Here is a 22,558-nt window from a genome sequence, read left to right as displayed (position 1 = left end):
ACCTATTGCATTGGGAGCGGTCCAGTTTCTAAAGGCTACCTGAACATCAGTTTGCCAACACAGTTGTACCTATAGGCTTTTTTACCATGCCTATAAAATCTCACCTAACGGAGCTACCTCCATGCAATTGGCCGATAATATTGTTCCCCTTTTGACACTGATCGTTCTGGAAACCATTCTGGGCATTGACAACATCATTTTTATCTCTATTCTGGCCGATAAGCTACCGGATGAACAGCGCGACAGGTTACGCTACTGGGGTATCGGACTATCGATGGTCATGCGGTTAGGGCTGCTCGCTCTCATTGCCTGGATCATGGAGCTCGACCAAACCCTGTTTGTTATATCGGGTATCGCCATCACGGGAAAGGGGCTGATTTTACTGGCAGGTGGATTATTCCTGATTTACAAAAGTACCAAAGAGATTTACCATAAAGCCGAACTGGGCGACGATGCCAATGCGCCGGATACGGCCAAAGCCACATTTCGGGATTTGCTGATCCAGGTTCTCATCCTGGATCTGGTATTTTCCATCGACTCCATTATTACGGCTGTCGGAATGGTCGAGCAGCTTTGGGTGATGTACACCGCCGTCATCGTCACGGTAGGCATCATGCTGGTGGCCTCCAAACCGATTGCTTCGTTTATTAGCCGTCATCCCTCGTTCAAGATTCTGGCTCTCTGTTTTTTATTGATCATCGGTATGTCGCTGGTAGCCGAAGGATTACATGTTGAAATACCTAAAGGCTATATCTATTTTTCTATGGCCTTTGCCTTTCTGGTCGATGTGATTCAGATGAAGACAGTCCGCCCAGGTAAACCTGGCAACTGATTGACTGTGATTTATGCACGCTATTCGGCGTTGGTTGCTACCTTGCCAGTAGTTATTCCATACACCTGGGATCGGTTTCGCTTCCCAAACTAGTCTTAGCATAATGATGTCTGGTGTCAATGCTCATTTGTTGGTGGTTGAAGACGAACCTAAGGTAGCTGCGTTCATCAAAAAAGGACTTCAAACCCAGGCCTATACGGTCGATGTAGCGTTAACCGGTGAAGAAGGTAAACAGCTCTTCGACACGACGCCCTACAAACTGGTCATTCTGGATGTTAATCTGCCAGGTTTGAGTGGACTTGATCTGGCGGAGTACATCCGCAGTCAGCAAAGCCGGTTGCCGATTCTGATGTTGACGGCGCTGGATACGACCGCCGACAAACTACTGGGTTTTGAGGCTGGTGCTGACGATTACCTGGCCAAACCGTTTGATTTTCTTGAACTACTGGCTCGGGTAAAAGCCCTGCTCCGCCGGTCGACCCCAAATGAAGAAGAAATGCAAATACTTCGCGTGGCCGACCTGGAACTGGACCTTCATCAACGTGTAGCCCGTCGACGGGGAGAATCCATTGACTTGACCGCCCGTGAGTTTTCCCTGCTGGAGTACCTGATGCGCAATGCCGGACGGGTTGTTTCGCGGGTTGATATTGCTGAGCAGGTTTGGGATATCGGCTTCGATACCGGAACGAATGTGATTGATGTTTACATTAGTTACCTGCGCGCTAAAATCGACAAAGATTCACCCGTCAAACTCATTCATACCTTGATCGGAATGGGTTATGTGCTTAAAGAAAAATGAGCCTCCGTACCCGACTGACCCTTTTGTTCACCGCCATTGTCTCGGTTTTATTGGCTTTGTTTTGCGGGCTACTGTTCAAGCTGGCCGATCAATACCGGGAGCACCAATTTCAGGAGCGTCTTCTGGCAGAAGCGACAACGGCGGGCCATCTGCTGCTGAGCCAGGAGCGAATTGGTCCAACCCTCTATAAATTACTGGACAAAAATCATCTGACGGTTCTTCCAGAGGAAGAGATTATCATTTACAATACACAGAACAAACTGGTCTACGAAAGTGGAACGGACTACCTCACGCTCACCCCCGAAAACCTGAATCACATTCGACAAAGCCGACGGGCGGTCTGGAAAGAAGCCAATCGTGAGATCGTGGGTATCTTATTTAACGACCATCAGCAGCCGTTTGTCATTGTAGCCTCCGCGGTGGATACGTATGGAACCCGTACGGTAATGAACTTAGGTAAACTACTCGGTGTGGGTTGGTGCGTCATGATTGGCCTGCTATTGCTCGCTGGCCGTTTTTTTGTGGGTCGTATGCTTCGGCCCATCAGTCGGATTAATCGACAGATCGACGCTATAACAGCTTCAAATCTCTCCCTGCGCTTACCCGAAGAATCGCAGGGCGACGAGTTAACCCGGTTAGTTCAGCGATTCAACCGGATGTTAAGTCGGTTGGAAGAGGCTTTCCGCTTGCAACGTTCGTTTGTATCGAGTGCTTCCCATGAATTACGAACGCCCCTCACCGCTATTACAGGTCAGTTGGAAGTCTCGCTGCTGGCCGACGATGAACCAGACGAGTTACGGGCTACGCTTCGGTCGGTTCTGGAGGATGTTCGTGGTTTAAACCGAATGGCCAATGGATTATTGGCGCTGGCCAATGCCAGCATGGATGCTTCCGCCGTACCAATGGCCCCTGTGCAACTGGACACCCTCCTTGAGCAGATCCGGTTGGAGTTCCAGCGAATCCAGCCGACGTATACGATTTATCTGAACATTGACTCGAACACGAAAGGAACCCCTATCTGGCAAATGATGGGTAGTGAGGCTCTATTGCGGACGGCTTTTTTTAATTTGCTGGATAACGGCGGAAAGTTCTCACCAGACCGTACCGTTTGGGTACAATTGACTAGCCAGGATGCCGCGATACAACTGACGGTTCATAACACAGGTTCCGTTATTGCCCCCGATCAACTGGCCATTATTTTCAGTCCCTTCCAGCGAGGGCGGAACGCCACTGGCCATCCCGGCCATGGAATCGGTCTGGCGCTTACGGAGCGCATAATCAAACTACACCAGGGACAGATCCAGGTTGATTCATCCGTTGACGCAGGAACAACCTTTACGGTTATCTTACCTCACTAGTATTCCTGGTTTGTTGTTGCCCAATTTACCGTTCGCATCGGGCAGATAAGTTACATTTTGATCAGGCCCTCAGACAGCTAACTGCATTTCTAATTCCGTTCTAATGCGGCTCTAACACGAGCCTAATGCCGGTGTACGAGCTTTGTGAAGTCAACCAGCAGATGAGATGAAACGGTCTCAAATTGAGCTGGATAACGACTAAATTAGACAAACCATGAAACGGATCTTATTAATAGCAGCCCTCAGCGGCCTTTCGTTGATAACAGCCTCGGCCCAGGATGATAACAAAGTACGGAACGATCACACCTACTCGACGCATAACTACAAGCACGCCAATAAAGCAGCCACGGCTCGCCAATGGGAAAACAAGTCTGGCGCTTCCGTTCGTGCACCTGGGTTGGGCACGGCTCCGCTGGCCAACTACAAACACCAGGTACCGGGAGCCGTACCAACGGGAGGTGTGGTGTTGCCGCATACGCCGGAAACGGATGTAGCTCTTCGGAATTATAAAATTCAGCGCGTTAGTCTGCCGAACTCAACCACTCGAATGGTGGCTAAAACAGGTGATTCGTCGTCTAGTAAACCGAACGCCCAAACGGGTCAGTAAGTGCAGAAACCTGGGTTTTAGCGATTCGATCGCTACGACTCAAACCAGCTTGCTTGGTAGATCACGCTCCTGAGGCTCGCCAGCCGATGAACGAACTCAGGAGCCGTGGTTCTTTTAGTGAAAACAAAACGTTAGTTGTAATACATAATAGAGGAAAACTCTGGAGGCTGTGGGAACACAGCCTCCAGAGTTCATTCTGTCAACAGGACAGGCCACCCTAAACGGACCACTCGGTGGGAGACTTGCCGTATTTTCGCTTAAACGAATGCGAGAAATGAGACAGACTTTCAAAGCCAAGTTCGAGGTAGATCGCAGAGGGTTTTTTGTGCTTGGTTTCGATTAGATGCCGGGCTTCTGCAAGCCGCCTTTCCTGTAGCCAGTGCCGGGGTGCCATGCCAAATATCTTCTGGAAATCACGCTTGAATCCCGCCAGGCTTCGACCCGTTAGTCTGGCAAATTGTTCAACCGGAACGTTGTAATGAAAATTGCTAAGCATGAACTTTTCCATATCCAGCTTATAGGGTTCCGAAAAGTCGAATAAGAATGTCTCCAGTTCCGGCTTGGTATGTAGCAGAAGATGAACAGCCTCCCTGACTTTCAGCTTGCCCATAGCCTGAGTAATTCTCTCTTGCGGATGAGCAACATAGGGCATCACGGACTGAAAGAAAGCCCGCAAAAAATCGTTTGCAGGAATCAGAACGTTGGGTGGACCCAGGTATTTTTGACCGATTTCGATTTGCTCCTCCAGGGCAATCTGCCTCAGCAGATCTTCTTTCAGACTGATGACAATGGTTTGATACGTCCCGCCTTCCAGAGGAGTCTTGGTCAGTTCCCCCAATTGATTTTTTTGGATCAGTAACATCTCACCGATCCCCATCGAGATCTTTTCGGTGGCCGTTTCGAGTGAGAAACGACCTGACACCTGCAATACCAGGGTATTGTGTTCCATAAAAGCTACCTTCTCCTTCCTCATGGTCGAGAGATACGAGAAAAAAATAACTCCGGGGATTATTTCAATTGGGTTCGTCACTAGGTAAAGATAGTAAAATGTAGGGCTTATGCACCGCCCTGTTATCGCTGAAGATATGTGCCGCCAAGGATCGCGCCCGGCGAAAACTGTGAAGTCAGTGTATCCATCTCCTCAGCTGTGAACTCGATCTCCATGGCCTCGATGTTTTCTGGGAGCCGCGATCGTCGACTCATGCTGACCAAAGGCATGATATGATCGCCCTGCCTATTGACCCAGGCGATGGCCAGTTGGGTCGGCGTGTATCCTTTTTCGGTTGCCATTTGCTTTAATACGTTCACCTTTTCCAGATTCCTGATCAGATTTTCGCCCTGAAAACGTGAGAAATGCGTATGGTAATCATTGGCCGGAAGGGGTGCTTTCATCTCACCAGTGAGTAGCCCTTCGGCTGTATTGGCAAAGGCCACGACGCCAATACCCAATTCCTTCGCTGCAGGAAGCAGGTCGCTTTCAATCTGACGATCGGCCAATGAATACCCAATTTCCAGGGCAGTTACAGGGTGAACGCTATGGGCTTTGCGCAGTTGATCCGCCGTTATTTCAGAAACACCCAGGTAACGAACTTTTCCTTCCTGGATCAGGTCGGCAATTGTACCAATCACCTCTTCAATGGGAACACTATTATCAAGTCTGCATGGCTGATACAGGTCAATGGTATCGATACCCAGGCGTACCAGCGAATAATTGATAAAATTCTTGATGGCAACAGGGCGCAAGTCCAGCCCAATCCATTGACCGTTGTAAAAAATAGCCCCAAATTTAACACTAATGAAAGCGTCGTCCCGCCGGCCTTTGATGGCTTTGCCAACTAACAGCTCGTTGTGGCCGCTTCCGTAAAAGTCTCCGGTATTCAGGAAATTGATGCCGCTGTCCAACGCCAGTTGAATGGTTGCTTCACTTTCATGCTCGTCATTTGTCGGACCGCCCCATACCGACGACATGCGCATACAGCCTAGGCCAAGTTTGGAAACGAGTGGCCCGTTTTTACCCAGATTTATTTTAGTGATCGTCGTCATTGCTGATGTTGTATGATTTAACTCATGCAAAGGTCAGCGTTGTTCGGCATTGCCGAATTTCGTCTACGGCTCAACTTACTTGTCTGTATGGGTCATTGGCGCTTTCCGCTTGTGTCAAAGCCGCATACAGTAGCCATGATTGTTTTGTGAGATGGTAACTATATAGACCAGTCTGACATAGTGTTGAAAGCGGCCGCTCAGTATTTATTCTGCACTGAAGCAAGCACCTCCTGTGGATAACCCTTCGCAATGGCGCTAACCTCATCGAGACGCGTTACCTGATTGGCAGTTAGCAGAATATCAGTCGCCTTCAAACTAGTCTCCAGTTGGGCTATTGTCCGTGCGCCGATGATCGGAAATATTGCTTTACTCAGTACCCAGGCCAACGCTATCTGTCCCGGAGTGGCATCGAGTTCGCTGGCCATCAGCTCCAGTTGATCGATTACTGCCTTTGTTCGCTCGTCTTCCTGAGAACCATCGGCCGCAGTACGTGTCAAACGCCCAGAGGATCCCTGCCGGTACTTCCCCGTCAGTAATCCCCCAGCCAGGGGAGAGTAACCCATTATACCCAATCCAACGTATTCAGCCATTGGCGTTAGCTCTCGTTCTGCGGTTCGTTGTAGCAGGTTGTATTCGATCTGAATCGTCGTCAGCGGCATAGAAGCAGCGATGGTAGCCACTTTCCAGGCGGGGAAATTAGCCAACCCTGTATATAAAACTTTTCCAGCGGTAACCAGATCTTCCAGCCCACGAACGGTTTCCTCTATGGGCGTTACACCATCATCAAAATGCGGCATATAGATGTCGATGTAATCCGTTCTCAGGCGTTTCAGACTGCTCTCTATTGCCTGGCGCATGGCCTTCCGGTGATTACCCCCATTGGCCGGCGACGGGTCTGACTGACTGCTCCGGGTGTACTTGGTACAAATAATAAAATCGTGTCGTTTGTGCTCTAAAAACCGACCGACCGTCTCTTCCGCTTCGCCAAACTGATACTGGTCAGAGATGTCGATGAAGTTTCCACCGGCATCGGTATAGGCCGCGAGTAGTTGAAGTGCGTCCTGAGTGGGGGTGCCATAACCCCGGCGGTCCCCCAACTGTGAACCACCCATAATCAGGACGCTGGCAGGTAAACCGGTCTGTGTTCCGAATAATTTATGTTTCATTCAGCAAAGGTCAGGAGCGAGCCAGGCACAATCAAGTAGGGCTAAATTCAGCCGTATTTAAAAGATCTTCAGCTAGCTTATATTTGTTGGATGTACAAGAGAAAGTTACCGGTCGAACTCGACTGCGGCCTCCACCTGTTCATGGAAGTGATGAATGGGAAGTGGAAAATCAGCCTCATCTGGAGCATTCATTCTGGCATCAGGCGGCCGGGCGAATTACAGCGCAAGATTCCTAAAGCGTCACGAAGACTGTTAGACACCCAATTAAATCAGTTAGTGGAGCATGGAATCCTTTCCAAAACTAGTTTTGATCAATTGCCTTTGAAGGTAGAGTACGAACTCACACCACTGGGCCAGAGCTTGATTCCCATTATTGAGTTGACGGCTCAATGGGGCGAAGACCATCGAAGTTTATTAGAACCACTATTTGCCAGGTAGCGTATTGAGGAAGCTCCGTATGTTTATATACCAATAAGCCGGGCCGCTGGTGCGGTTTCAAAAACCTTATCGGTTTAAATTGGTCGAGCTCCAGTTTGTTGGCTTTTAAGTCTTCTGGCAATGATCAGGCGATAAAAAATCCAAATACTGGCCAGGATGCCGATCCCAATAAATACGATTTTGTATTGCTCGTGGAGAAACGCAAATGCCTCTTCTCCCACTTGGGTCAGATTGTGCCCTGCCAGGGCAACGGTTATGGCCCAGAGCAGTGCTCCGAATGCGTTCAATAAGGCAAAGCGAATGGGAGGATAACTAGCTATCCCAACGGCGGCAGGAATGGCTCCACGAAGGCCGTAGAACGCGCGAAAGCCCACGACCAGCGTAGATCCATAGCGGACCATCAATTTCTCCACTCGGTTATAGCGACCTTGCCAGCGGGGCCGCCTGGTCAGAAATGAACTGCCATAACGGTGTCCCAGGTAGTAACAAAATTGAGCGATGACAAAAGAAGATAGGGCAGCTACACAGATGACGCCTGCCAGCGAGAAGTATCCCCGGTGTGCCAGGTAAACACCTACCAGCAGAAAAGCTTCACTTTCCAGCAATACGCCAAGAAATAGGATGGGGTAGCCATAGGTCAGCATTAATTCCTGGAAGTCCATTTTTCAGATGCTTTAGGATATACCAGCGCTAGACCAATTAGTATGCCATAAGGGTAGGAGCGGGGGCCTGGCCAGTATTAGTAGGCGAATGCAGTGCCGTACATCGGTTTTAGTTAATCCATTGGTTTCTACGAGAAATCCTTCTTGTCTACAAAACAACTCAATCTTGTAGATCGTATTACACAATATCTACTCTAAGATGACTGGATTTTGCTAGTGATCGACCCCCTGTTAATGTGTTCGTCAATGCTATAAATGAGAGTTGGTACAGAAGGTGCCACATCATCGGACTGCCAATTGCTGGCTGCCTTGTAGGGCTTAAATAATTATCTGCTCGAATCTGTAACGTCCACTAAGGTTACAGATTCGAGCAGACAAAAGCCTGTCCATTTCTGTACTGAAGGTGTTTAGATATGAACAAATCATTGCCCGATAGATTGGCATCGGCATTCGGGTAGTTGTTAAACTATTATGGATTCCATTCGACGAATCTTCCTCGGTTTCAACTCTAAATGGAGCCGATCTTTAATGTTATTAACAGGGTGCGTATGATGTGCCTTGAATTAAGCGCGGTATACCGTCGGAAATACCCCAACCCACCGGGGAGACTGGAGGTATTGCGGGACATTAAAAGGTAATGCCGACAGGATGTTGGCGGAGACCCGCCAGGATTATTGGTGTTCCTGAGCCACATAAGACGAGAGGCTACCGCAATTTTCGACCATTTTTTGTTCATTTGTACTTTCCTCCAGACCTGTTCATGAAACGTTTAACCTACTCAGCCTTAGTCCTGACCGTTGGCCTGCTCAGCCTGGCCGAAAAACCCGCCACTACCGACTGGCCCGAATACAACGGCGGGCCAGATCGTAACCATTTTTCGCCACTCACGCAGCTAAACTCCGGCAACGTTGCGGGCCTACAGGTCGCCTGGGAATATGCTTCGGGCGGAGTCGATACCCTCAAAAACAACACCCAGATTCAGTGCAACCCGCTTATCATCGGCGGGGTGCTGTATGGTGTTTCGGCAGGGTCGCAGGCCTTTGCGCTCGACGCTGCTACGGGTAAGGAGATTTGGAAAACGGCCTTCACCGACGATACCTTTGCCATGAATAGCCGGGGCGTTACCTACTGGACCGATGGGCGGGAAGTCCGAATTTTCTTCGCCTACGGCTCGCTGCTCTACGCCCTCGACGCCCGAACGGGAAAACCGGTGGCCAGTTTTGGGAAAGGCGGAAAAATCAACTTAAAAGACGGCCTCGCCCGTCCCGGAGCCGACGATTACGTGGTGAGCAATACGCCGGGTGTAGTGTATAAAAATCTGCTCATCATGGGCCACCGGGTGTCGGAGATCGCGCCTGCCCTGCCCGGCGACGTGCGCGCCTATGACCTGCACACGGGGCGGCTCGTCTGGACGTTCCACACCATACCACATCCCGGCGAGTACGGAGCCAACACCTGGCCGAAAGACGGCCACCGTAACTTTGGTGGAGCCAACAACTGGATGGGCATGGCCATCGACCGGCAGCGTGGCATCGTATACGTGCCTACGGGAACGGCTGCCTTCGATTTATACGGCAGTAGCCGGCCCGGCCAGAACCTGTTCGGCAACAGCCTTATAGCCCTTGATGCGGCCACAGGCAAGCGGCTCTGGCATTTTCAGACGATCCACCACGACATCTGGGATCGCGATATTCCGGCTCCCCCCAATTTATTCACCGTCGTTCATGGTAGCAAAAAGGTTGATGCCGTTTCGGTTTTATCCAAACAAGGTTTTCTTTTTGTCTTCGATCGGGTCACAGGTAAGCCGCTGTTTCCGATTGAGGAACGACCCATGCCTGCTTCCAGCGTTCCGGGAGAAAAAGCCTGGCCTACCCAGCCGATTCCCCTCAAACCCGCGCCTTTTACCCGGCAATCGTTTTCGGAAAGCGATATTAACGACTTTGTCACCGACCGCGACACCGTGCTGGCCCAGCTTCGGCGCTGGCAATCGGGTAAGGAGTTTATTCCCCTTCCACTAAGTCCCAACCGTACCGTATTTTTCCCAGGCACCGACGGTGGCGCGCAATGGGGTGGGGCAGCGGTGGACGAAGCCGGCATTATGTACGTTCCCTCCAAGCAAATTCCGGTCACCATGGGGTTGGTTCCGACCCCCGCCGGTTCGTTGTCAGGTGGTGCAGTTGACCGCACTGGCAGTCAACTCTACCAAACCCACTGTGCCAACTGCCACGGCCCAAACCGCGAAGGCAGTCACGATGGGACCTATCCGGCCCTGACCAGTATTTCCCAAAAACGCAACGAGACGTCCGTGGCTCAGGTTCTCGCCAAAGGCCAGGGCATGATGCCAGCATTCACCCAACTAAAGGAAGCCGAACGTAAGGCCATCGTGGATTTTTTGTTCGGCAAAACAACGACCGTCGCCAGCACTGCAGGACTTAATACCGCTCCCTACCACCACACAGGGTTTACCCGCTGGTATGACCGGGCCGGGTACCCCGTTAGCCGTCCACCCTGGGGCACGCTGACAGCGATCGACCTGAATACGGGCGAACACCGTTGGCAAGTTCCGCTGGGCGAGTACCCCGAACTGGTGGCGAAGGGCATCCCCCCGACGGGCACCGACAACTATGGTGCTCCGGCCGTCACGGCGGGCGGGTTGCTCTTCATTGCCTCCTCCCGCGACGAACTGATTCGGGCTTTCGACCGAAAAACGGGCCGTGAACTCTGGCGCGCCAAACTGCCCGCTGCCGGGTATGCCTCGCCGAGTACCTACGCCGTCAATGGCAAGCAATATGTCGTGATTGCCTGCGGAGGAGGCAAACTCAAAACGAAGTCGGGGGATCGGTACGTGGCGTTTGCGTTGCCATAATCAGCTACTTCGTCGTTGAGAGGTTGCTAACGTTTCATAAGAAACAGGATTCCAGGACTTTCGCTTGGAAGCGTGCCAACGCAACGGTGGACCGTGGTTTGTCTGCGTATCACTAGTAACCATGGAACGCTTCCAAGCGAAAGTCCTGGAGTCGAAAAACAAACAGAAAGTTTACCGAAAAATGGTCAGATCATAAACGACTAAGCGACTTGAATTTTTGGGTCAGTTCGGTAAGCGATACTTCCACGCCCATTCTCTCCAGCGACGAGGCACCTACAAAACCCTGTACGTTCGTCCGGTCAAGCACGATACGAACATCGTCGGGGGTGTTGATGGGTCCACCATGCGCCAGGAAAAAAATGTCGGGGTTTACGGCCCGACCAGCATTGATAATGGCCTGCGTTCGCTCGACGGCTTCGTCCATGGAGCAGCTTGCTTCTGTGACGCCAATGGACCCACCGACGGTAGTACCGACGTGAGCAATGATCGCGTCAGCACCTACTTCGGCCATTTGACGGGCTTCATCGGGTGTGGCAACGTAGACGATGGAAAACAGGTCCATTTTACTCGCCAACCGTACCATTTCAACTTCCTTATCGAAACCCATTCCGGTTTCTTCCAGCACCCGCCGAAAATGGCCGTCTACGATGCAATGGGTTGGGAAATTGTTAATGCCGGAGAAGCCCATTTCTTTCACTTTCAGCAGGTGATGCCACATTCGTCGGCGGGGGTCGGAGCCATGCACTCCGCAAATCACCGGGATCTCTTCAACGACAGGCAGCACTTCAAACTCACCGATTTCCATCGCTACGGCGTTGGCATCTCCATAGGCCATCAGACCCGCCGTAGAACCGTGACCCGACATGCGGAACCGCCCGGAGTTGTAGATAATTATCAGATCGGCGCCCCCTTTCTCGATGAATTTAGCGCTGATACCTGTTCCGGCCCCTGCAGCAATAATGGCCTTCTGACTAGTCAGTGTCGCTTGTAAACGCGCTCTGACTTCGTCTCTTGTATAGGGATTTCCTTTTCCAGTCCATTGGTTCGGCATACGATATGTCTTGCTTTATCTTGGTTGTAATAATTCCAGTAAACTCGCAACCAATACGTCGGCAAATGCCGGATCGTTGATGTGCGTGGGCGATTCAATTAGTTTTATCCGTTGAGAAAGATTGCTTTTTATGGTGTCGAAAAGTACCCTATTGACCTCAGGCTGGTAAAAGGCATTTCCAGCAGCGTCAATCTGCGAGATACCGTTCAAAGGTAAAACAACCGTTACGTTCGCTTTCGATTGATTTACTTTCTGAGCTAATAACTTTCCAAGTTGTTCATTCTCAGATGCGTCGGTTCGCAGGAGGGTTACGGTCGGTGTCCAGTTGTACAGTTGACGGTGCTGATAATGCGCAGGAACCGTGTCAGGTTGGCTGAAATTAACCATATCCAGACAGCCCGGTACCACTACCTGCGGCAGGCCCATTCGGGCTGCGGCCATTAGTCGATCTGGCCCGGCACTGCAAACACCTCCGCATAATTCATCGGCCAGTTCGGTAGTCGTAACGTCCAGCACAGCGTCGAAATGCCCTTCGCCAATCAGGCTTTCCATCGCTCGACCGCCCAGGCCATTGGCATGAAAGGCGATCACTTCATATCCCTTTTTTTCAAGACGTTCTGTGCAATAGCTCACGCACGTGGTTGTGTTACCAAACATACTAATGGCAATTCGGCCCGCCGATTTTTGATGCATTGTCGGTGTTACGTCGGCCATCGCGCAAATGGCGGCTGCCGCCTGTTCGATTAGCGGGGTCAGCATGCCGTTTAGTCCCGCAACGTCCACTACCGAAGCCATTAGCGTTACGTCTTTCGTCCCAACCTGCCGGGTTAAGTCCTTACCGGCCATGGTTGACAGACAAAGTTTGGGTACTCCAAATGGAATAGGTTGCATTGCCGAGAGCGCCACGAACGTACCACCCCCACCGCCCATGCCAATAGCGCCCTTCAACTGCCCCGAACGTATCAACTGTTCCACAATGGCAGCTGCTCCCGTCCCCATGATCTCAATCGCTCGCCCACGGTCCCGACTCGTGCGGAGCCTCTCCAGTGAATCGTTAGCGGCCTCGGCAACGACTTCTGCATCATAATCAATCGGGAAATCGACCACCGTTTTCATCATGCCCGTATTGATTGTGAGGACAGATTCGCCCCTCGCCAGTATGCAGTTCCGCAGAAAGGCGAAGGCGGGGCCTTTGGTGTCGAAACAACCGATAATGACGATGGATTTTTGCATATACTACCGAAAGAGCGATTTGTAGAAATCTAACCCTTCACTGGCCAGTTCATCGGGGCTATTTGCTAATGGCCTCCAGATGGACGCGGCTTTGGCGAGTTCTGCGGATGGTGCACCGAAGGTTTCGATGACGACGGCTCCGTCATAGCCAATATCGATCAAGGCTTCGTTGATACCCGGCCAGTCAACGTTACCGGTTCCAGGTGTGCCCCGATCACTTTCATTGCCCTGAACATGGCAAAGCAACTCCTTCCCAACAGCCCGAATAGTAGCCGGAATACTTTTTTCCTCAATGTTATTGTGGAACGTATCGAGCGAGATTTTGAGGAACGGATGGCCAACTTCGCGCACCAGAGATAGTGCCTGCTCTGCCGTGTTGACCATGTCCGTTTCGAAGCGATTGAGCGGTTCCAGTCCAATCACTACACCACATTGCCGGGCTACTTCGCTGGCCTGATGCAGGTTTTCAAGGCACCAGTTTCGTTCCTGATGTTTACGTTCGGCAGAAACAAGACGTGTTTTCCCTACTGCTGAATAAACCGGCCCCGTAAAAATGGGGCTTTCCATCGCTTCGGCCAGACGCAGGCAATCTTCGATGTACGAAAGTCCATTTTTTCGGATGGCAGGCTCGTCGCTGGATAGGTCGCGGTTGGGGCCGAATGCTCCGCTAATGGTTATTTTTAGCCCTGTTTCGCGTGCCAGTTGTTTGAGTTTTACCCAGTCGATCAGATCTTTATCTTCAACAGCTACTTCAATAATATCGTAACCCATGTCGGCGACTTTATAGAGCAGGTCGAATGAGTTTGTGGTGAAAGGGGACACCCAGATGAAGGTACTGGCACCAAATTGAATCATGCTAGTAGTGAATTAGCGTTGAGCATAGGCTGGAATGTAGTAATGAAAGCTATTAGTCCTCACTACGTCAGATGTAAGCAGTTGATTTCATGAAAAGTAACGCCAACTAATACGAAGGAATGGTGATTCGTTCCCCACCTTTCATGGCCGATTCGTGGGCGCAGATACCGGCGAGAGTATAATTGGCGGCTAATTCCGCATCTACCGCCGAGTCGCGACCTTCGATGATGGCAGCCATGAACTCCTGTACCAGGTGCGGGTGCGACCCGCCGTGACCCGCTCCCTGCAAAAACGATACGTGGTTAGGATCGTCGATTTTTTCGCGCTTCGTGAAGTGCTTGATGGGATCGATGAGCAGCTCGTCGGTGTCGGGTACGTTGATACGCCGGGCATTTTCGCCCCCGTCGAAAATAATGTGTTCCTCATCCTGCAACTGCTCCCACTCGAACGACATTTTGGTGCCGTAAACATCGTAGCTTTCCCGATACTGGCGTACTACGTCGAACAGCGAGCGTGTGGCTTCGGCAATTACGTCGGAATCTTTAAGCGTGAATGTAGCAGTTTCAACCGCAAAAGGTGAACCATAACGGCTGGCCAGATCGTCTCTCAACCGTCCTGATCCATGACAGACGACGGTTTCGGCCGTTGTGTTGTTGATACGGAGCAGAGGGGAAATTGCGTGGGTACCGTTGAGCATCGGTGGGTAACCTTTCCAGTATTCACCCCAACCTTCCATGCTCATGTCCTGGATGTGCGATCCCCGAACAAACTGAATCCGTCCTAACTCGCCGGTTTCGGCTAAGTTGAGACCGTAGAGAAACTCGCGGGTGTAAAGGGCTGTCTCCATCATCATATACACCTTACCACTTCGTCGTTTGGCTTCCACAATGGCCTTACAATCCTCCTTGGTCATTGCCATCGGGATGGTGCAGGCGGTGTGTTTATTGGCGTTGAGCGAAGCCAGCGTCATGCGGGCGTGGTCTGGAACGGGGGTTACTACGTGGATGGCATCGACATCGGCGCGACCGGGTATATCCTCGAAATGCTCAAAGCAAAGCTCCGGGTCGAGGTTGTATTTCGTTCTGAGGTCGTCGAGTGTCTGGCGATTGCGGGTACAGATGCCCACCTTATTGATATTGGGGTGTTGCAGGTAAATGGGGATGAACTCCTTGCCAAAGCCCATGCCAACAATGACAACGGTAATTTTCTGATCACTCATAATTGATTCAATTGTTTGAAATGGAATGTTACTCGGTTGATGGAACGCAGATCAGTATGATGCCTATGTTTAGATAAGATCATAGTCTATCATAAGAATCATACTGATCTGCGTTCTATCTCCTTCCAGCCCATGCCACAGAATTTCGCAGCAGCGTCTGGTAAACGGGCAAATTGTGCGATTCTGCATCATGGCCTAGCGCCAGACCGACGATACGCGCTTTGGGATGATTAACCACAAACACCGATGGATAAACCGGGTCAGAAGGAGATAAGCTCGAACTGGCCAGCACTGTAATGCCTGGTCCGGCCGGGTCGGGAATGTAGTAGTAGCGTTCGTCTTTCAGGCTGAATTTTTGTTCAACTCCCTTCGTAATGGGGTGTTGGGTGTCAGTCACAGTGACATCGAAGGGGCCATACTTATCGTGCTTGCGGGTTCCGCCACTGACGAGATTCTGATTGTATTCAGGCCAGTCTTTCCAGTTATACCACATGGCTGCGTGGGCAATCAGCAAGCCCTTGCCTGCGTTGGCGTGATCCATAATAGCCTGACGCACTGCCGGGTTGGTAATGGGCCGGTTGTTACTGAGGTACAATACATCGGTCTGGGGCAGATAGGTCAGCATGGAGTCGGGATCGCCTACGTAGTTGACAGTGGCGAAACCGTCGCGGCTTAGTGTCTGTCCGTCCACGTTGCGGTACCACATTCCGAAGTTATGCGACGTACCGCCACCCACCACCAGCACCCGAATAGGTTTACCAGCTTTGGCGGTGGCGTTTGAACTCGTTTTGCAACGGGTGAGGGAAATAAGCAGCGTTGGCAGCAGGAGGTAAATTAGAAATCGGTACATGGTATATGTTGGTTATCGGACGTTCGTTGATTCATTTACTTTTTCGACGCGCATAACGCCCCGCATGATACTCCAGTGGCCGGGAAACGTACAGATAAATGGATAGTCGCCGGGTTTGGCCGGGGCAACAAATTCGAGCGTATATGATTCCCCCGGATTGACTAAAATACTGGAAGCTACAATTTCCGGTAACTGTGGAACGTAGTGTTTCTCAACACTTTTAGGGTCCTGTGCCATCTTATCGGCGGCTTTCCCGACTTTCTCGGCAGTAGCGGGTTTGCAGATAACGATGTTGTGCTGCATGATGTCCGGGTTTTCGAGCGTCAGTACTACAGGTTGTCCGGCACGTACCGTAAACTGTTTTGTGTCGTATTTCATCTGCTCTTCTACTACCTTGATAGTCACTATCGTTGCCTTGTCAGAAATGGGCTTTTTCGGTAACATTGGTTGGGATTCGCCGGTTGGGTTGCGAATCTCCAGCGTAGCGTTTTGCACATTACCCATAAAATCGAAGGACGACGTAGTATTGTATGCGCCCGCATAAACACCCATCGAGTTTTCATTGGTAAAATCCCGCTGCACCCGAATACTACCCGTCAACGGTTTGGTAAATAAGGAAGGCGCTTTGCCTTTTGCAGCTTCCCGACCGTTTACAAATAGCACCATCTCGCCATTGTTCACAAGACGCCCCTCAAACTCAAAATTGTCGGGAAGCCCTTCCCTGGTGCTGGCAGAATAAACTTTTTCGTTTTGTTTCACAACCATTGTCAGGTGGCCATCTTTTATGTATAGCCCATAGCCGCCCTCTTTATCACCTTGCCCCATAATGAAACCTTCCAGGTTACGGATTCCTTTCGTGGCCGAACCTTTTACAATAATCTCCTTACCCGATACGTCAGGAGGCATGGTAATGACAGCTCGTCGTTGCAGCGAATACACTTCTTTATTGATGCCCGATAGCAACCGGCTGGCCAGTGAATTTTCCGCAGTAGGGGTAGCTTTAGCGGCTTCGGCCAGAAAACCGGTCCGGTGAACGGCAGCAGCGGCAAACAAGGCTCGTCCAAGCCATTCGTCGGTATCGTTTTCGGGACGTAGCGCGGCCCGGTAAAGCGCGGCTCCGAGTGCTTCCGATGATGGTATTTGCACCATTGCCAACATTGCCGCCATTCGAACGTTCAGATTTGGGTCGTCCAGTAAACCCACTTTCTGAAGATTGTCCAGTGTCTGACTTGTTGCGGGCAGTACCTCAATGGCGGCTTTACGAACCCCGGCGGCTTTGTGTGTCAATGCTTTAGAGACTGCCTGAATCGCTTCGGAATTAGCACTCGTTAGCGCCCCCAGACCATGAAGCGTCCACAGGGCGTGAACGGCGGGACTATTCAGGCCGATTTCGTCTACATCGGGGTTGGAAATGACTTTGTAAAGCTCCGGAATAAGGGACATATTTTTCGACTCGACAATCAGGCGCTGCGCGTTCATTCGCCAGAACATATTGTCGCTTTTGAGGGCAGCAATCAGACCTGCCGGTTCGTTTTTCGACAGCGTAATGGGCTGGTACGGTTTCGCTTTTTTATAAACGATGCGGTAAATACGTCCAAAATTGATGTCGCGCAACGGACTGTTAAAGGCGTTGCCCTGCCCACGTGGTTGCTCCTTGAAGGGCAACACCATTTCTGACGGGGCCTGCCGCTCCACAAATACGTTGTGCTGAATAATGAAGTTGTACCAATCAGCCACCCAAAGTGCTCCGTCCGGACCAACTTCTGCCTGCACAGGACCAACCCACTCGTCGGTACTGGCGAGCATATTCCAGCCATCCTGCTCGGCAAAACCGGCTCCTTTGGGCTCAATGATCGCATTATGAATCAGCCGAACGGTTGGTTCACACACAAATGCCACCCGATTCCAGTACGATTTTGGAAAATTCCGGGCCGTATAAAAATGGTGTCCTGCTGCCGACGTGAAACCACCTACTACGTCCACCTGCCGCAGATTCGGGGTCATTGTGTGCGAATCGTAATGCCCATCAATTTTTTGGACCGCCTGTATTGTCGCGCCCGGCAGGTTACGCTGCATGTAACGGGCAGGCATCGAATAAAACGCGCTGTGGGTATTGTTGGCCGTGGAAATAAATACGTTGTTATCCTCCGTAAAGCCCAGCCCCCAGGTATTATTGCTTGTATTCGCCAGAAAATCGAATCCGGTACCGTCGGGATTCACGTTATAAACGCCAGTTCTGAAATTAAGGGACAGACCATCGCGGGTAGTGCCGCTGTAGCCGGAGCCAACTACGCCCCAAATCTTGTTGTTGAAGCCATATTGCAGATTCGAGGGACCAAAGTGCGTATCGTTTTTGTCCCAGCCACTCATGATATTTTCCCGAACATCAGCCTTGTCGTCGCCGTTGGTGTCTTTCAGGAAAACGAAGTGCGGAGCCATCGACACTACCACACCACCGTTGGCAAATACCATGCTGGTGGGGATGTTCAGCTTGTCGGCAAAAATGGTGAATTTGTCGGCCCGCCCGTCGCCGTTGGTGTCTTCGCAAATTTTAATGCGGTCGTTGGCAGCTCCGTCGGTTTCCAGAAACGTATTCGGATAATCGACTGATTCTACAATCCAGAGCCTTCCTCGTTCATCCCACGACATGGCAATGGGATTTGTAATGTCCGGTTCAGCCGCAAACAACTGAATGTCGAAATCGGTGGGTACCTGCATCAGTTTTTTGGAGTCCTCGGGCTTCAACGCCACCTGCATGGCCGGAACGCGGTGCCGTTTGGTGTAATCGTCAATGGGAATGTTGGCCGACTCGTAAATGTCTACGTTCGGAATCGCCAGTTTAGCGATCTGTTTGGTTACTGGCTCCCCAATGGCCCACAACACCCCCCGATTTACCAGTTCACGGAAACCGGGATTTGCCCACGTACTGTCGTTATGGCCATAAGCCGTATAAAAAACCCGTCCTTTTCCCTGCTTACGTACCCACGTATAAGGCTCCTGCCGGTCGCCCTCCTGTCGGGTCGTCAAAATGGTCATGTCGGGGTTGAGCCGCTGGTGGATGTATGTTTCGTCCCAGGAGGTAGTAAAGGGCGTTAACCCCTGCATGACCGGGTGATTTTTTGCGACAATGTTCTCCGTAATCGGCCCTGTTTTGTGCGACTTGAACTGGCCACCGATCGTCGAGATGTACCAATCCGAATTTTTAAAACAGCCGGATGCTGAATGCAGTGGAATTAATCCCTTGCCACCCTCCACGAACGCCTTTAAAGCCGATTCCTGCGCGGGCGGGAGACTGTCGTGATTGGCGTAGATAATCAGCCCATCGTATTTAGCCAGATTTTCGGGGTTAAGGTCATTGACGTTAACGGTGTAGGTCAGATTCACGCCTTTTTTAAAAAGCGAAATAGCGAGCCAGGGGGCATATTTCCCTGAATCATGATGCTTGCTCCGGTTGCCCAGAAACAGCACTTCTCCCCGGCGAGCAGTTGTCTCGGAAGTAGAAGGATTCTGCCCCGAACCCATTCCGGGCCGGGCAGTTCTTGTGCAGCCCTGGTGCAGCACGAGTGCCAGCAGGAGGGTAAAAATGGGCAATTTCATAAAGAAAAAGTTGAGCGATTAGTGTTGGTTTTCGAGCCAGACTTGTTGGGTAAAAGCACCATTCACAGCGGCATCCCAGACTTCGACCCGGACCCACTTTCGATTTTTAAGATTTGTGTCGAACCGGTACGTTTTTTTGCTGAAGGGCAACGTATTGGTTAAGTCAATATGTTCGCGGTAGACCTGCTTGCCATCGCCGGATACAATTTCAGCGAATGAGAGTGGGAAAGTCCAGTTTACGTCCAGATTGATGGTCGTTTTTCCGTCGGCGGGTAACGAAGCGGTTTCGCCCGAACCTTTGCCGTTCACCGTGAAGGCTGGCAGCAGGACTTCGCCCGTTGTTACGAAAAACTTACCCTGTTTCATGACGTCCAGAACCGGTTGCCAGCCCGAATTGTAATCAGGCAGTTTGTCCATCTGGAAGTAATTGACATTCAGGTGCGCATAGGTTTCATTTTCCGGCTCCATCGTAAAAATGTCTGTCTCGGCTATGGCGTGTTTTTTGTGCCCCCAGTTCGAATAATCGTCCAGCAAATCCAGCACCCGGCGGCTCAGTCGTGGTTCCGACAGGTCAGCGGGAATATTCTTCCAGGCCGCTCCGAAAAAATGGTCCGACTTAAAAAAGTCTTCTTCCTTGTATTTATCAGGGTAGCCCGTTGAGCCTTTTGTACGGGCGTGGGCCACCCAGGCCAGACCGTTTTCGGCCTCCAGGAGCTTGAGCATATCATTCTTGTCGGCAATCCGATAGACCTTGCCGTAGCCGGGTTCATTCGTCACGAAAGGCATTTCGGGTTTGCGCGACATGATCCAGTAGACATCTTTCGGAAAGAAAGATAACCAGTGACCGCCGAAAAAATTATTGGGTTCTTCGCCGGGTAGCAACAGAAAGTCATTGGTTGATAGTCGTTTACATTGCTCATGGAGGGCTTTTAGTTCCCGTAGCCGCAAGCTATCGGGGCCTTTAGGATGGCCAGGGCCGTGAAATTCGGCCAGATGGACAATGTTCACGCCGTGGTCTTTAAATACCTTTACAAAGTTGGGAACTTCCGGTATGGGCTTACCTGCAAGTACCACTTTCATGGTGAACTCGTTGTGAAAGTGGCTCGACATCGTTTTGTAGCCTGGCACCGCCGGATATTTGTCGTTATGCGTGAATCGCTTCACCTCTGCCAGCGTTTCAGCCGGTTTGTCAGTGCTGAGCAGGCAGAAAAAGTTGAGCCGTTGCTGGGTGCCGGGTGGCGCATTGACCCACGGAACCCAGCGCTTGTCGCCCATTAAATCCTGCCGGATGCCGATGCCGAACTCTGGAACGAGGCTTCGATAGCCCGTCCCATACCACGTAAAATCTAGATTATATGCTTCGTCTAACGGATAAAAATATTGGTGCGGAGCCGGGAAAACAGCCAGCGTTCCATTGGGACCACAGCCCATGATGGTCCGGTATTTTACGGCCTGTGCCTTGTTGGGAGCCGTCGGATTAAGCGGAGACTCCTGAATCCGGTTGTCAGTATCCGACCAGGCCAGTGTGGTCCAACCTGGCATTTTGCTTACCAAACCCGCGTCGTAGAGAATAGCCGTTGAGTCAACCTGCGTCGACATGACAGCCGCTATGTTGAATAATGGGCTTCCCTGATACACCGTAATTTCGATGGCTCCCCGGAAACGGTCGGCTTCGGTATCGCCAATCCGCAACACGGTTCGCGTACCAACGGTGCTGACACTGGCCGACCGTTTGGTCAGTTGAACAGCATAGGATTTACTGGGCAGCCGGTTGGTTTTATCGAAAAAGATGTTCCAGCCGTTTTGCGACACTAGATCCCGTTTACCGATGGTCAGTACAAAGGCCGGGTTCATGTCCGTGGCAATTTCGCTGAACTTCCCGCTTTTTGACAACTGGATGTGACTAAACAGCGGTTTGTCCGAAACCAGACTAACGATTAGCCGACCCATTTCCCGCCCCGAAGCTGGCCAGGTTAGTATTACGTCGCTACCCTGCTGCGAAACTGTAGTGGGGCTTTTGGTGTATTTGGACAAATCAACAGCCACTTGAGCCTGAGTGGCGACCGATCCCAGAAGAGTGAGCAGGAAAAGGAGTTTTCGCATTGAGTAAGAAAGGTTTGCAGGTTGTGTTAGTTGGTTATTGATCAGGTTTGGAAAACTAAGCACAAAGGTTCGCCACTTATACTTGCTGACGATACATTCGTCGGGCGAACCTCTGCGGCTTAGTAAACAACCACCAACCTATAAATTGATTTTCTGCACGGGCGTATAAATCATGTCTTCCACGCCTGAGATTTTTAGCCCAATACGTGCGTATACGTAAGCCTGCGCAGGAACCAGAGCGGGCATGTCACCCGTAATCAGGCTTACATTGGCCATATCCTTAATATCGGCCCCCGCTAAATCTGCTTTGTTCAGACTATTACCTGCATCGACGAACTGCGTTTTGTTGACGTATAAAGATACACGTTCGACGGCCTTACCGTTCGTGGCATCAGTAATTACTTTTTCCAGCGAAACACTGCCCGATATTTTCCGACCATTGATCGCAATTTTGGGGTTTCGAAGCATGTAATACGGAATTACTTCGATGTCTAACTTCTGACTTCCCTGAACGGTAACATTCAAACTATCAGGCGTATTAGCTGCCGTTTTTTTCCAAAGAAAAGGGCCTTGTCCGTTGGGAACAATCAGTTTGTATTCTCCATCGAAAAGTAGCGACGAGAACGTACCGTCCTGCTTGATTGGAATCCGGATGGAACTGCGGTTGTTGTAGGCCTTCTGCCAGAGTTCCAGGAAAACCGGGAAATCGGAGTTGTTCGTGAACGCTACGTTCGAACTTTGCATGAGCAGAGGCTCACCTTTATAAACAAGCCGTCCCTCGAAGGTGGATTTGGGCGGTTCGAAATTATCCAGTTCACACCCGGTCAGGCTGAGGAGGGTTCCAATTAATAAAAGGTATGTCTTCATCTTTTTAAAGAG

At 50.9% G+C, this 22,558-nt stretch carries 18 protein-coding genes; 6 read left to right on the top strand and 12 right to left on the bottom strand.

The annotated features are described in order from the left end of the window. The first annotated feature begins 121 nt into the window (after window positions 1-121). The 4 genes from G8759_RS22360 (at window position 122) to G8759_RS22345 (ending at window position 3,596) form a co-directional block, all read left to right on the top strand. Window positions 122-832, top strand: a complete 711-nt coding sequence (locus G8759_RS22360; RefSeq protein ID WP_167212689.1) for a TerC family protein — start codon at window positions 122-124, stop codon at window positions 830-832. Between the two features lie 103 nt (window positions 833-935). After that, complete coding sequence (locus tag G8759_RS22355) at window positions 936-1,631, top strand: response regulator (protein WP_167212686.1); 696 nt, start codon at window positions 936-938, stop codon at window positions 1,629-1,631. Continuing rightward, window positions 1,628-2,989 (top strand): HAMP domain-containing sensor histidine kinase, encoded by a 1,362-nt coding sequence (locus G8759_RS22350; protein ID WP_167212683.1) that lies wholly within the window; start codon window positions 1,628-1,630, stop codon window positions 2,987-2,989. Before G8759_RS22355 ends, G8759_RS22350 begins: the two co-directional genes overlap by 4 nt. A 214-nt stretch (window positions 2,990-3,203) precedes the next feature. Beyond that, on the top strand, window positions 3,204-3,596 hold the full coding sequence (locus G8759_RS22345) for a hypothetical protein (RefSeq protein ID WP_167212680.1): 393 nt from the start codon (window positions 3,204-3,206) through the stop codon (window positions 3,594-3,596). A 217-nt stretch (window positions 3,597-3,813) separates the two neighbouring features. Here the strand turns inward: G8759_RS22345 and G8759_RS22340 are convergent, their stop codons facing one another. The 3 genes from G8759_RS22340 to G8759_RS22330 all read right to left on the bottom strand — a co-directional run bounded on the left by G8759_RS22340 (window position 3,814) and on the right by G8759_RS22330 (window position 6,805). After that, on the bottom strand, window positions 3,814-4,545 hold the full coding sequence (locus G8759_RS22340) for a helix-turn-helix domain-containing protein (RefSeq protein WP_232073904.1): 732 nt from the start codon (window positions 4,543-4,545) through the stop codon (window positions 3,814-3,816). Between the two features lie 122 nt (window positions 4,546-4,667). Then, window positions 4,668-5,639, bottom strand: a complete 972-nt coding sequence (locus tag G8759_RS22335; protein ID WP_167212674.1) for an aldo/keto reductase — start codon at window positions 5,637-5,639, stop codon at window positions 4,668-4,670. 197 nt (window positions 5,640-5,836) lie between these two features. Next, entirely contained in the window at window positions 5,837-6,805 is a 969-nt protein-coding gene (locus G8759_RS22330) for an aldo/keto reductase (RefSeq protein ID WP_167212671.1), read from the bottom strand. A 90-nt stretch (window positions 6,806-6,895) separates the two neighbouring features. Here G8759_RS22330 and G8759_RS22325 point away from each other — a divergent pair, with 90 nt between their 5' ends. Next, window positions 6,896-7,243: a winged helix-turn-helix transcriptional regulator gene (locus G8759_RS22325; protein WP_167212668.1), complete on the top strand. Its 348-nt coding sequence runs from the start codon at window positions 6,896-6,898 to the stop codon at window positions 7,241-7,243. A gap of 74 nt (window positions 7,244-7,317) precedes the next feature. Here the strand turns inward: G8759_RS22325 and G8759_RS22320 are convergent, their stop codons facing one another. Further along, window positions 7,318-7,905 (bottom strand): DedA family protein, encoded by a 588-nt coding sequence (locus G8759_RS22320; protein ID WP_167212666.1) that lies wholly within the window; start codon window positions 7,903-7,905, stop codon window positions 7,318-7,320. Between the two features lie 760 nt (window positions 7,906-8,665). On the opposite strand from G8759_RS22320, the gene G8759_RS22315 reads away from it, so the two are divergent. Further along, complete coding sequence (locus G8759_RS22315) at window positions 8,666-10,771, top strand: outer membrane protein assembly factor BamB family protein (RefSeq protein ID WP_167212663.1); 2,106 nt, start codon at window positions 8,666-8,668, stop codon at window positions 10,769-10,771. 190 nt (window positions 10,772-10,961) lie between these two features. Here G8759_RS22315 and G8759_RS22310 read toward each other — a convergent pair whose 3' ends face one another. The 8 genes from G8759_RS22310 to G8759_RS22275 form a co-directional block, all read right to left on the bottom strand. Next, window positions 10,962-11,822 carry a phosphoenolpyruvate hydrolase family protein gene (locus tag G8759_RS22310; RefSeq protein ID WP_167212660.1) on the bottom strand — a complete coding sequence of 287 codons (861 nt, stop codon included), beginning with the start codon at window positions 11,820-11,822 and terminating at the stop codon, window positions 10,962-10,964. 15 nt (window positions 11,823-11,837) lie between these two features. After that, window positions 11,838-13,055: a Tm-1-like ATP-binding domain-containing protein gene (locus G8759_RS22305; RefSeq protein WP_167212657.1), complete on the bottom strand. Its 1,218-nt coding sequence runs from the start codon at window positions 13,053-13,055 to the stop codon at window positions 11,838-11,840. Between the two features lie 3 nt (window positions 13,056-13,058). Then, a complete protein-coding gene (locus G8759_RS22300; protein WP_232073903.1) occupies window positions 13,059-13,910 on the bottom strand; it encodes a sugar phosphate isomerase/epimerase family protein in 852 nt (283 codons plus the stop codon). A 106-nt stretch (window positions 13,911-14,016) separates the two neighbouring features. After that, window positions 14,017-15,129 carry a Gfo/Idh/MocA family protein gene (locus G8759_RS22295; protein ID WP_167212654.1) on the bottom strand — a complete coding sequence of 371 codons (1,113 nt, stop codon included), beginning with the start codon at window positions 15,127-15,129 and terminating at the stop codon, window positions 14,017-14,019. A gap of 115 nt (window positions 15,130-15,244) precedes the next feature. Next, window positions 15,245-15,979, bottom strand: coding sequence for a ThuA domain-containing protein (locus G8759_RS22290; RefSeq protein ID WP_167212651.1), 735 nt, complete (start codon window positions 15,977-15,979; stop codon window positions 15,245-15,247). Window positions 15,980-15,991: 12 nt separating this feature from the next. Continuing rightward, on the bottom strand, window positions 15,992-19,576 hold the full coding sequence (locus G8759_RS22285; RefSeq protein WP_167212648.1) for a PVC-type heme-binding CxxCH protein: 3,585 nt from the start codon (window positions 19,574-19,576) through the stop codon (window positions 15,992-15,994). An 18-nt stretch (window positions 19,577-19,594) separates the two neighbouring features. Next, the gene (locus tag G8759_RS22280; protein WP_167212645.1) at window positions 19,595-21,679 is read right to left on the bottom strand and encodes a CehA/McbA family metallohydrolase domain-containing protein; all 2,085 of its coding nucleotides are present in this window, start codon (window positions 21,677-21,679) and stop codon (window positions 19,595-19,597) included. 138 nt (window positions 21,680-21,817) lie between these two features. After that, window positions 21,818-22,546 carry a DUF3823 domain-containing protein gene (locus G8759_RS22275; protein ID WP_167212641.1) on the bottom strand — a complete coding sequence of 243 codons (729 nt, stop codon included), beginning with the start codon at window positions 22,544-22,546 and terminating at the stop codon, window positions 21,818-21,820. Window positions 22,547-22,558 lie beyond the last annotated feature (12 nt).

Source organism: Spirosoma aureum, assembly GCF_011604685.1.
Taxonomy (GTDB): Bacteria; Bacteroidota; Bacteroidia; order Cytophagales; family Spirosomataceae; genus Spirosoma; species Spirosoma aureum.
The sequence above is the reverse complement of the archived record's forward strand: the minus strand, read 5'-3'. Positions and strand labels throughout refer to the sequence as shown.

Excerpts from the sequence above, each read along its gene's own strand:
- G8759_RS22360 (WP_167212689.1), top strand. The coding sequence starts at position 122 with ATGCAATTGGCCGATAATATTGTTCCCCTTTTGACACTGATCGTTCTG.
- G8759_RS22355 (WP_167212686.1), top strand. The coding sequence starts at position 936 with ATGATGTCTGGTGTCAATGCTCATTTGTTGGTGGTTGAAGACGAACCT.
- G8759_RS22350 (WP_167212683.1), top strand. The coding sequence starts at position 1,628 with ATGAGCCTCCGTACCCGACTGACCCTTTTGTTCACCGCCATTGTCTCG.
- G8759_RS22345 (WP_167212680.1), top strand. The coding sequence starts at position 3,204 with ATGAAACGGATCTTATTAATAGCAGCCCTCAGCGGCCTTTCGTTGATA.
- G8759_RS22340 (WP_232073904.1), bottom strand. The coding sequence starts at position 4,545 with ATGGAACACAATACCCTGGTATTGCAGGTGTCAGGTCGTTTCTCACTC.
- G8759_RS22335 (WP_167212674.1), bottom strand. The coding sequence starts at position 5,639 with ATGACGACGATCACTAAAATAAATCTGGGTAAAAACGGGCCACTCGTT.
- G8759_RS22330 (WP_167212671.1), bottom strand. The coding sequence starts at position 6,805 with ATGAAACATAAATTATTCGGAACACAGACCGGTTTACCTGCCAGCGTC.
- G8759_RS22325 (WP_167212668.1), top strand. The coding sequence starts at position 6,896 with ATGTACAAGAGAAAGTTACCGGTCGAACTCGACTGCGGCCTCCACCTG.
- G8759_RS22320 (WP_167212666.1), bottom strand. The coding sequence starts at position 7,905 with ATGGACTTCCAGGAATTAATGCTGACCTATGGCTACCCCATCCTATTT.
- G8759_RS22315 (WP_167212663.1), top strand. The coding sequence starts at position 8,666 with ATGAAACGTTTAACCTACTCAGCCTTAGTCCTGACCGTTGGCCTGCTC.
- G8759_RS22310 (WP_167212660.1), bottom strand. The coding sequence starts at position 11,822 with ATGCCGAACCAATGGACTGGAAAAGGAAATCCCTATACAAGAGACGAA.
- G8759_RS22305 (WP_167212657.1), bottom strand. The coding sequence starts at position 13,055 with ATGCAAAAATCCATCGTCATTATCGGTTGTTTCGACACCAAAGGCCCC.
- G8759_RS22300 (WP_232073903.1), bottom strand. The coding sequence starts at position 13,910 with ATGATTCAATTTGGTGCCAGTACCTTCATCTGGGTGTCCCCTTTCACC.
- G8759_RS22295 (WP_167212654.1), bottom strand. The coding sequence starts at position 15,129 with ATGAGTGATCAGAAAATTACCGTTGTCATTGTTGGCATGGGCTTTGGC.
- G8759_RS22290 (WP_167212651.1), bottom strand. The coding sequence starts at position 15,979 with ATGTACCGATTTCTAATTTACCTCCTGCTGCCAACGCTGCTTATTTCC.
- G8759_RS22285 (WP_167212648.1), bottom strand. The coding sequence starts at position 19,576 with ATGAAATTGCCCATTTTTACCCTCCTGCTGGCACTCGTGCTGCACCAG.
- G8759_RS22280 (WP_167212645.1), bottom strand. The coding sequence starts at position 21,679 with ATGCGAAAACTCCTTTTCCTGCTCACTCTTCTGGGATCGGTCGCCACT.
- G8759_RS22275 (WP_167212641.1), bottom strand. The coding sequence starts at position 22,546 with ATGAAGACATACCTTTTATTAATTGGAACCCTCCTCAGCCTGACCGGG.